Source organism: Novimethylophilus sp. (assembly GCF_036504375.1).
Classification (GTDB): Bacteria; Pseudomonadota; Gammaproteobacteria; order Burkholderiales; family Methylophilaceae; genus Novimethylophilus.
Genome location: NZ_DASXVH010000025.1, coordinates 1 through 9416, shown reverse-complemented (window position 1 = coordinate 9416; position 9416 = coordinate 1). Strand labels below are relative to the sequence as shown.

The 9416-nt window shown below is 59.3% G+C and carries 8 protein-coding genes, 2 tRNA genes and 1 pseudogene; 10 read left to right on the top strand and 1 reads right to left on the bottom strand.

Annotated elements, in window-relative coordinates:
• Positions 1-13: 13 nt before the first annotated feature.
• The 6 genes from VGK14_RS02320 (at position 14) to VGK14_RS02295 (ending at position 3527) form a co-directional block, all read left to right on the top strand.
• A complete protein-coding gene (locus VGK14_RS02320) occupies positions 14-643 on the top strand; it encodes a uracil-DNA glycosylase (RefSeq protein ID WP_331507315.1) in 630 nt (209 codons plus the stop codon).
• Position 644: 1 nt separating this feature from the next.
• Positions 645-824, top strand: coding sequence for a 4-oxalocrotonate tautomerase family protein (locus tag VGK14_RS02315; protein ID WP_331507314.1), 180 nt, complete (start codon positions 645-647; stop codon positions 822-824).
• Between the two features lie 56 nt (positions 825-880).
• Positions 881-2692: an excinuclease ABC subunit UvrC gene (uvrC, locus tag VGK14_RS02310; RefSeq protein ID WP_331507313.1), complete on the top strand. Its 1812-nt coding sequence runs from the start codon at positions 881-883 to the stop codon at positions 2690-2692.
• Between the two features lie 8 nt (positions 2693-2700).
• The gene (gene pgsA / locus VGK14_RS02305; RefSeq protein ID WP_331507312.1) at positions 2701-3276 is read left to right on the top strand and encodes a CDP-diacylglycerol--glycerol-3-phosphate 3-phosphatidyltransferase; all 576 of its coding nucleotides are present in this window, start codon (positions 2701-2703) and stop codon (positions 3274-3276) included.
• Positions 3277-3315: 39 nt separating this feature from the next.
• Positions 3316-3391: transfer RNA gene (locus VGK14_RS02300), tRNA-Gly, on the top strand.
• A gap of 62 nt (positions 3392-3453) precedes the next feature.
• Positions 3454-3527 (top strand) — tRNA-Cys (locus VGK14_RS02295).
• Between the two features lie 274 nt (positions 3528-3801).
• On the opposite strand, the gene VGK14_RS02290 is transcribed toward VGK14_RS02295, so the two are convergent.
• Positions 3802-4452 carry an XRE family transcriptional regulator gene (locus VGK14_RS02290; protein ID WP_331507311.1) on the bottom strand — a complete coding sequence of 217 codons (651 nt, stop codon included), beginning with the start codon at positions 4450-4452 and terminating at the stop codon, positions 3802-3804.
• Between the two features lie 237 nt (positions 4453-4689).
• Between VGK14_RS02290 and VGK14_RS02285 the strand changes: the two genes are divergently transcribed.
• The 4 genes and pseudogenes from VGK14_RS02285 to VGK14_RS02270 all read left to right on the top strand — a co-directional run.
• Entirely contained in the window at positions 4690-5931 is a 1242-nt protein-coding gene (locus tag VGK14_RS02285; RefSeq protein WP_331507310.1) for an FAD-dependent oxidoreductase, read from the top strand.
• 14 nt (positions 5932-5945) lie between these two features.
• On the top strand, positions 5946-6209 hold the full coding sequence (locus VGK14_RS02280) for a sarcosine oxidase subunit delta (RefSeq protein ID WP_331507309.1): 264 nt from the start codon (positions 5946-5948) through the stop codon (positions 6207-6209).
• Positions 6206-9103 (top strand): 2Fe-2S iron-sulfur cluster-binding protein, encoded by a 2898-nt coding sequence (locus tag VGK14_RS02275; RefSeq protein ID WP_331507308.1) that lies wholly within the window; start codon positions 6206-6208, stop codon positions 9101-9103. The genes VGK14_RS02280 and VGK14_RS02275 overlap by 4 nt, the downstream gene beginning before the upstream one ends.
• A 1-nt stretch (position 9104) precedes the next feature.
• Positions 9105-9416 (top strand): annotated as a pseudogene (locus VGK14_RS02270) (sarcosine oxidase subunit gamma); the annotation flags it as partial.

The following is a 9416-nucleotide window of genomic DNA, read 5'->3' as shown; positions in this document are numbered from 1 at the left end:
GGTAACCCAATACATGACGATTTTTGATCTCAACTGCCGCCTTTGTCCACGTCTCGCTACTTTTCTTGACGAGGTCAAAGCCGCAAACCCAGCCTATTTTTGCCGTCCGGTACCACCGTTTGGCGATGATGCCCCGCGTTTGCTGATTGTCGGACTGGCCCCCGGATTGCACGGGGCGAATCGAACCGGGCGCCCCTTTACCGGCGACCACGCCGGTATTCTGCTTTACCACACCCTGCACAAACTTGGTTTCTCCAGCGCGCCGACTTCGGCCTCTGCCGACGACGGCTTGCGGCTGATCGATTGCCGCATCACCAATGCGGTCAAATGCCTGCCGCCGGCCAACAAGCCCGAGACTTCCGAAATCGTCAACTGCAACAGCTATCTGGCGGCCGAGCTGGCGCAACTGCCGCAGGCGATCGTGCTGGCGCTGGGCAATGTGGCGCATGCGGCGGTGCTGCGCGCGTTCAGGCTCAAGCCCAAGGACTACGTGTTCGGCCACGGCGCGCGCCATGTGCTGCCGCACGGACAGGTGCTTTATGACAGCTACCATTGCAGCCGCTACAATACCCAGACCAGGCGCCTGACCGAGGCCATGTTCCACGAAGTGTTCAGGCATATCCGCAACGAACTGGAGAACTGAGATGCCTTATATCAATGTCCGTCTTGCCGGCAACCTGACCCGCGAGCAAAAGCAGAAAATTGCCGAGGAAATCACCGAAACCATGCAGCGCCATGCGCACAAGCCGCCTTCCTATACCTATATCACCTTCGATGAGGTCGAAATGGAGGATTGGGCTATCGCGGGTAAATTGCTGGGCTGAAATAGTTAACCGCGGGGCACGGGAATTCCTCGCCGTGCCACCGCGGTTGATTTCTTATGTTCGACCCTAAACCCATCCTCAAAAGCCTGCCCAACCTGCCGGGCGTGTACCGGATGATCAATGCCGCCGACGAGGTGATCTACGTCGGCAAGGCGCTGAGCCTGAAAAAGCGCGTTGCGTCGTATTTCCAGAAAACCCTGCCCAGCCCGCGCACACGGATGATGGTGGCGCAGATCGCGCGCATCGAAACCACCGTGACGCAGTCCGAAGCCGACGCGCTGCTGCTGGAAAACAACCTGATCAAAAGTCTGATGCCGCGCTACAACGTGGTGTTCCGCGACGACAAGTCCTACCCTTACATCATGCTCAGCGGCGACGCTTTTCCGCGGCTGGCGTTTCACCGCGGCACGCAGCACAAATCCAGCCGGTATTACGGGCCGTTTCCCAGCGCGCTGGCGGTGCGCGAGAGCATACAGCTGTTGCAGAAGGTGTTCCGGCTGCGTACCTGCGAGAATACCGTGTTCGCCAACCGCTCGCGGCCGTGTCTGCTGCACCAGATCGAGCGCTGCACCGCGCCATGCGTCAATTACATTTCGGAAGAGGACTACAAGCGCGACGTCGGCCATGCGGCGATGTTTCTCGAGGGCAAGGAACAGCAGGTGATGGACGACCTGGCGCTGCAAATGTCGGAAGCCGCCGAAAAGCAGCAGTACGAGCTGGCCGCGGTATACCGCGATCGCATGCAGAGTCTGCGCCAGGTGCAGGCGCGGCAGTTCGTGGCCGATTTCCGCAGCGGTGATGCCGACGTGGTGGCGTGCATCGCCGAACACGGCACGGTCTGCGTGAATCTGGTGATGATACGCGGCGGGCGTCACCTGGGCGACCGCAGTTTCTTCCCGAAAAACGCCGAAGGCTGCGACGCGGCCACGGCGCTGCTGGCGTTTCTGGAGCAGCACTATTTAGATAGACCGGTGCCGCCGTTGATCATTACCGGGGTGGCGCTGGAGAGCGAGGCGCTGGAGACCCTGCTCGGCGAACAGGCCGGGCGCAAGGTGCAGATCAGCGCCTATGCCGGCGGCGATCGTCGCGTGTGGCTGAAAATGGCAGAGACCAATGCCGAAATCGCGCTGCGCCAGCATCTGGCGCAGAAGGCCACGCAGGAAACTCGTTTGGACGCGCTGCGCGAGGCGCTGGATCTGCCCGAGACGGTGAACCGCATCGAATGCTTCGATATCAGCCATACCATGGGCGAGGCGACGGTGGCTTCCTGCGTCGTATTCGACAAGGGCGCGATGCAGAATTCCGAATACCGCCGCTACAACATCGAAGGCATCACGCCCGGCGACGATTATGCGGCGATGCGCGATGCGCTGACGCGGCGCTACAAGAAGATCGCCGCGGGGGATGGAAAAGATGGCGGCAAGGTGCCGGACGTGATATTCATCGATGGCGGCAAGGGCCAGCTCGGCATCGCCGAGCAGGTGATGCTGGAGGTCGGCCTGCCGGATGTGGTATTGCTGGGCATCGCCAAGGGCGAGGAGCGCAAGCCGGGGCTGGAGCAACTGTTTTTTCCCGACCGCGAAGAACCGCTGCGCGTGCCGGCGGACAATCCGGGTTTGCATTTATTGCAGCAAATCCGCGACGAGGCGCACAGGTTCGCGATTACCGGCCATCGCGGCCGCCGCGCCAAGGCGCGCATGCATTCGTCGCTGGAGGATATCGGCGGCATAGGCGCAAAACGGCGCCAGAAATTACTGGTGCGCTTCGGCGGTCTCGCCGGCGTGAAGAACGCCAGCGTCGACGAGCTTGCGCAAGTGGAAGGGATCAGTAAAACTCTTGCTGAGAAAATTTATCAGGAACTGCACTAGAGACGACCATGCGCTGGAACATCCCCAATTCGCTCACCATGCTGCGCATCGTGCTGATTCCCATCTTTGTCGGCCTGTTCTATCTGCCGGCGGGCACGCTGACAGCGCATGAAAGCAATCTTTTCGCCACGCTGGTGTTCGCGCTGGCGGCGGTGACCGACTGGCTGGACGGCTATCTGGCGCGCCGCCTTAACCAGACCTCGGCGTTCGGCGCTTTTCTCGACCCGGTCGCGGACAAGCTGATGGTGGCTGCCGCGCTGATCGTATTGGTCGAGTTCGAGCGCGTCGGCGCCATCGTTGCCTTGATCATCATCGGACGCGAAATCGCGATCTCGGCGTTAAGGGAATGGATGGCCGGCGTGGGCTCCGGCTCCAGCGTCGCGGTGGCAGCGATCGGCAAGGTCAAGACCGCCTTGCAGATGGCCGCGATCCTGTTTTTGCTGTATTCCGATCCGGTAGGCGCTTTAAATGTGCATTTCGTCGGTACACTGCTGATTTATGTCGCGGCATTTTTGACATTGCTGTCAATGGCTTACTACCTCAGGGCCGCCTGGCCTCAAATAATCGCGCGCGACGGTGGTTGACAAGGCGGCCGAAATCCTTAAAATGGCGGCTCTTTCGATGCGGGAATAGCTCAGTTGGTAGAGCGCAACCTTGCCAAGGTTGAGGTCGCGAGTTCGAGACTCGTTTCCCGCTCCAGCTTTAAAAACGGGGAAGGCAGACAGCTTTCCCCGTTTTAGTTTCACTGTTTTGTTTCGCAAGGCGGAATGGCAGAGTGGTTATGCAGCGGCCTGCAAAGCCGTGGACGCCGGTTCGATTCCGACTTCCGCCTCCAAAAAATTAATTAAACTCGTCATTAAAATATCCGGCCCCTTAGGGGCTCGGGATTTTAGTGTGCTCACACTTTAATCATACGCGGCTCCCGCAGCTACGCCGGTTTTCGCCCCATTCGTGTTATAAATTCAAATTGAATCAATTGGTTGCTTCCTTACGCCCAAGGCTTATCTATTGAGATCATGAGCCCAGCGAATTGCGTACCGCCTTGAGCTTCTTGGGACGGTGCTGGCCGCCGCCTACTCCTTATGGGGCATCCCCGACTTGGGGTGTGTTCATTGCTCATCGGTTCCTGTTCCGGTATTGGGCGCGTCGTAATGGATGATGGCGAGAAAACGGATCGGCAACTTGTGCATTTTTTCCGGGCGATGCGGAATTTCTCCGCGGAACGTCAACGAGTCGCCCGGTTCCATCACGAAAGCTTCGTCGCCCACCCGGTATTCAAGAACGCCTTCCAGCATATGCAGGAATTCGGTGCCTGGATGCTCGAACGCAGGGAATTCCTCCCCCGGATCTTCCAGCGTAATCAGAAATGGCTCGAATGATTTCTGCGGCCCCTGATCGTAAGCCAGCAGATGATAGGTATGCCCTATGCGCGTACCGCGCCTTACCACTTCCAGGCCTTGCCCGCTTTTTACCAGTTGCGCGCCGCCGGATGGCACGTTGTAGCCGCGGAACAGCCGCGACAGCGTGACCCCCAGCGAATTGGCAAGTTGCTCCAAGGTTTCCAGGCTGGTGGATGTCAGGCCGTTTTCAATCTTGCTCAGCATGCCACGGCTGATACCCGCCCGCTCTGACACTTCGGCAATGGTTAGCCCATGTTCCAGGCGCAATTGGCGGATGGTATTGCCGAGGTAACGGTCCAGCGATTTGGCCTGAACCTCCGATGGCGCGGCATCGGAAGCTAGCATCTCAGTCGGGGTCATCAGGTTGTATTCCTTTATTAATGGGCTAACTCTTTCAGTCTACAAGAAAAAAATATATTCCTCCACCTAAAATTTACTGGCGTGAAAAAAAGTTTCCAATTAATATTGACAAACGATTTTGGGTTTGATGTAATGCATCCAACAAGTTTCATGTAAGTTAAAAAAGTTAATTAAATACATCATTGTCTGATAAATAAAACTTGTTCCGGATGAACAGGTATTGCGTGAGGACTGGGAATGCCGTATCGACTGCTCAAGTTTGCCGTAAGCCGCGAATATAACGAGCCGCGTTTTTTCAAGGCTCATGAAACGCCGAAAAAAACCTATGACGCCGTGATTATCGGGGGTGGGGGGCATGGCCTTGCCGCAGCTTATTACCTGGCCAAGGATCACGGCATTACCAATGTCGCGGTGCTTGAGCGCGGCTATATCGGCGGGGGCAACACAGGACGCAACACCACCATCGTGCGCTCCAATTACCTGACGCCTGATGGCGTAAATTTCTACAACGCGAGCGTGAAGCTGTTCGAGGGTCTTTCCGAAGAACTCGACATCAACCTGTTCTATTCCACCCGCGGCCATTTCACGCTGGCGCACACCGAATCGGCGATGCGCACCATGCGCTGGCGCGCCGAGGTCAATAAACATGTCGGCGTGAAAAGCTCGGTGGTGGGCTTGAACGAAATTTCCCAGGCTTGCCCCCAACTGGATCTCAGCTGTAGCGGAAAGGCGCCGATCCTGGGCGCGCTGTATCACGAACCGGGTTCGGTGGCGCGCCACGATGCCGTCGCCTGGGGCTATGCCCGGGGCGCCGATAGCCGCGGCGTGGAAATATTCCAGAATACCGAAGTGCAGCATATCGATGTGCAAAACGGCAAGGTGGTCGGCGTGCAGACCAACCGCGGCTATATTGCCACGCGCAAGGTGCTGTCCGCCGTGGCAGGCTTCACCCCGCGCGTGTGCAAGATGGTCGACGTGAAAACGCCCATCGTGATCCATCCGCTGCAAGCCTGCGTGAGCGAGCCGATGAAGCCGTGGCTGGACACCATCCTGGTTTCCGGCAGTCTGCATGTTTATGTCAGCCAGTCCTCGCGCGGCGAACTGGTGATGGGTTCCTCCCTCGATCCTTACGAGGTGCATTCGACGCGGTCTTCGCTGGATTTCGTCGAGGGCCTGACGTCGCACATGCTGGACATGTTCCCCTTCCTCTCCAATATCAAGATCGTCCGCCAGTGGGCGGGCATGGCGGACATGACCCCGGATTTCGCTCCCATCATGGGCAAGACGCCGGTGGAAGGCTTCTATCTGGATGCCGGATGGGGCACCTGGGGCTTCAAGGCGACGCCGATCAGCGGCAAAAGCATGGCGGAAACCGTCGCCAACGATAAAGCCCCCGACCTGATCCATTCCTTCCGCCTGTCGAGGTTCGAAGATTACGAACTGACCGGGGAAAAGGGCGCGGCTTCGGTCGGGCACTAAAAGGAGAATCCATTATGAAACTGTTGAACTGTCCTATGAATGGAACCAGGCCGATCAGCGAGTTCGTGTTCGGCGGCGAGTGCCGCGAGATGCCGGACCAGAACGCCTGCTCCGATACGGAATGGGCCTCGTACGTGCACTACCGCGACGGTGCTCCCGGTCTGAAAAAGGAATGGTGGTACCACGCTCCGAGCGGAACCTGGTTTATCGCCGAGCGCAACACAATGACCGAAGAGGTGGCGCGCACCTACCTGTTCGGGCAGGAGGAAGAGAAATGAGCATGCGCATACCTCGCATCGCAGGAGAGTGGGTCAATCGCGACAAAAGCCTGAGATTCACGTTCGAAGGCAAGGAATACACCGCCTATGAAGGCGACACCATCAGCAGCGCGCTGTGGGCCGCCGGCGAAATGGTGCTCGGCCGCAGCTTCAAGTATCACCGTCCGCGCGGCGTGTTGAGCTTGGCCAATCACGACGTCAATGTCATGGTGACCGATGGCATCGATACCAACATGCGCGGCGATGTGGTGGCGGTGCAGGGCGGGATGAAGCTGGAGGTCGTCAATACCGACGGCGGCGTCAGGAACGACAAGAGCCGCTATATCGATTCCATTTCGGCGCTGCTGCCGGTGGGTTTCTACTATAAGGCGTTCCACACGCCGCGCCGCTTGTTCCCGTTCTGGGAAAACGTCATTCGCAAAGCGGCGGGGCTAGGCATCGTCAATTTCAAATTTCCGCGCATTACCAAACCGAAACTCAACAGCCATTGCGATCTGCTGGTGGTAGGTGCCGGGCCGACGGGGCTGGCGGCGGCGCTGGTTGCCGCTGATGCGGGGCTGGAAGTCATTGTCGTGGACGAAAACCGGCATGCCGGCGGCAGCCTGACCTACGACAAGGCGGGTTCGGCCGAACTGACGGCAAAGCTGGCGGAACTGCTGGAAATGGTGAGCAAGCAGCCGAATATCACCTTGCGCACCGACGCCTATGCCGCCGGCTACTACACCGATCATCTGGTTCCCATCGTCGAAGCCGACGGCATCACCAAAGTGCGGGCAAAAACCGTCATTGCCGCCAGCGGCGCATTCGAACAGCCGCCGGTATTCCGTAACAACGATCTGCCCGGCGTGATGCTGGGGTCGGCCGCTCAGCGCCTGATACACCGCTATGCCGTCAAGCCTTTCCATAAGGGGGTGGTAGTCACGGCAAACAGCCATGGTTATCGGGTTGCGCTGGATCTGGCGCAAGCGGGAATTAAGGTGGCAGCCCTGGTGGATATGCGCGCCGAGGGCGAAAACAGCACGCTGGCGGCAGAAGTCGCCCGCAAAGGCATTGCGATATACAAAGGCAGCTGCGTTTTTGAGGCATTGCCGACCAAAGGCAAGTTCGGCGTGGAGGGCGCAACGATATGTGCCTACGACGAGGCCATTAGCGTTGCCGATCCCGGCAATGCCTTCACCGTCGAATGCGACGGCATCGCCATGAGCGCCGGCTGGGCGCCTGCGGCGGCGTTGCTGTACCAGGCCGGCACCACGATGCGTTACGACGGCGCGGTGCAGCAGTACGTGCCGGCGAAACTTCCCGCCGGCGTGTTTGCGGCGGGCAAGGTCAACGGTGTGTTTGGCCTGGAGCAGCGCATGCAGGACGGCGCACGCGCCGCTGCCGAAGTGTTGCGGTACCTGGGAAAAGACGCGCCGCAAATTGCGGTGGATGCGCACACCGGGCCGGCGCCAAGCCATCCCTATCCTATCGTGCCGCATCCGGATGGCAAGAATTTCGTCGATTTCGATGAAGATATTCAAGTGAAGGATTTCGTCAATGCCGCCAAGGAAGGCTTCGACAACATCGAGTTGATGAAACGCTTTACCACGGTCGGCATGGGACCCAGCCAGGGCAAGCATTCCAACATGAATGCGATACGCATCCTGGCGAAAATACGCGGCCTGCCGGTCGACCGGATCGGCACTACAACCGCGCGCCCGTTCTTCCATCCGACACCGATCGGGCATCTGGCCGGGCGGGGTTTCCATCCGCATCGCCTGACGCCGATGCACGGCTGGCATGAATCCGCCGGGGCGGAGTTCGTGGAAGTCGGCGCGTGGCTGCGCGCGGCTTACTACAAGAAACCCGGCCTGGCCAAACAGGACATCGTGCAGGCCGAGGCGCTGGCGGTACGCCAGTCAGCCGGCATTATCGACGGCGGTTCGCTGGGGAAATTCGAATTGCAGGGGCCGGACGCATCGCAGTTCCTCGAGCGTTTCTATGCTGGCAGCTTCGCCAGCCAGAAAGTCGGCGAGACGCGCTATGCCTTGTTGCTGGACGAGTCCGGCGTCGTCGTCGACGATGGCGTGGTCGCGCGTATCTCCGACGAAGTGTTCTATGTCACGGTCAGCACCTCCAATGCGGCCGCGGTCTATCGCGAAATGCAGCGCTGGCTGCAAATCTGGAAACTGGCGGTGGGGCTGATCAACGTCACCGGCGCCTATGGCTTGATCAATGTGGCCGGGCCGCAATCGCGCCAGATCGTTGCACAACTGACCGCGCTCGATCTTTCGGACAAGTCGTTTCCGTATGGCGGCATCCGTGAGGCCGAGGTGGCCGGCGTTGCCGCACGCATCGTTCGGGTCGGTTTCGTTGCGGAGCTCGCGTATGAAATCCATGTGCCGGCGGGCAGTGCCCAGCGGGTATGGGATGCGCTGCTGGCTGCGGGCGCAGGGCATGGCCTGCGGCCTTTCGGGACTGATGCACAAAGATTGCTGCGGCTGGAAATGGGCAATCATCTGGTGGGCCACGATACCGACGGCCTGACCAATCCCTATGAAATCGGCGCCGAGTGGGCGATCAAGATGGGCAAACCGTTTTTTGTCGGCCAGCGCAGCCTGAAGATTATTGCCAAGCGGCCTACCAAGAAGCGGTTGGTACCTTTCACGCTGGCAGAGGGGTATCGCGGCGAGATGCCGCAGGAATGCAACCTGGTCATCGATAACGGCCAGATCAAGGGCCGGACGACCAGCGTCGCGTTCAGCCGCTCGGTCAACCGCGTAATCGGCCTGGCCTATGTCGACCCATCGCAGATTATGCCGGGCACCGAATTCCAGATCAGGACGGACAGCGGCGCCATGGTCAGGGCGACCGTGGCCAAAACGCCCTTTATCAAGTCTCAACAAGGAGCATGACATGCAAACGGTGATACAGCCGACCCCTGTTGCCTATGCCCAGAAGCGGCTATCCCCCAGGATGGGTGCGCTCTACGGCATGGAAGTGGCGCTGGGATACGGGGATGGCGCGGTGGAGAACCAGCGCAAGCAGCTCCTGGGCGCATGCGATGTGAGTTGTTTTCCACGCTTCGGGGTGAAAGGCCTCAATGCGGTGCAATGGCTGGTTGCGCATAAGGTGGAAATCCCCACTGAGCGTAATTCCTGGCTAGTGCAGGAATCGGGCGCGCTGGTGCTGCGCCTGGGCAACAGCGAATTTCTGGTCGAAGATCAG

Excerpts from the sequence above, each read along its gene's own strand:
- VGK14_RS02320 (WP_331507315.1), top strand. The coding sequence starts at position 14 with ATGACGATTTTTGATCTCAACTGCCGCCTTTGTCCACGTCTCGCTACT.
- VGK14_RS02315 (WP_331507314.1), top strand. The coding sequence starts at position 645 with ATGCCTTATATCAATGTCCGTCTTGCCGGCAACCTGACCCGCGAGCAA.
- uvrC (WP_331507313.1), top strand. The coding sequence starts at position 881 with ATGTTCGACCCTAAACCCATCCTCAAAAGCCTGCCCAACCTGCCGGGC.
- pgsA (WP_331507312.1), top strand. The coding sequence starts at position 2,701 with ATGCGCTGGAACATCCCCAATTCGCTCACCATGCTGCGCATCGTGCTG.
- VGK14_RS02290 (WP_331507311.1), bottom strand. The coding sequence starts at position 4,452 with ATGACCCCGACTGAGATGCTAGCTTCCGATGCCGCGCCATCGGAGGTT.
- VGK14_RS02285 (WP_331507310.1), top strand. The coding sequence starts at position 4,690 with ATGCCGTATCGACTGCTCAAGTTTGCCGTAAGCCGCGAATATAACGAG.
- VGK14_RS02280 (WP_331507309.1), top strand. The coding sequence starts at position 5,946 with ATGAAACTGTTGAACTGTCCTATGAATGGAACCAGGCCGATCAGCGAG.
- VGK14_RS02275 (WP_331507308.1), top strand. The coding sequence starts at position 6,206 with ATGAGCATGCGCATACCTCGCATCGCAGGAGAGTGGGTCAATCGCGAC.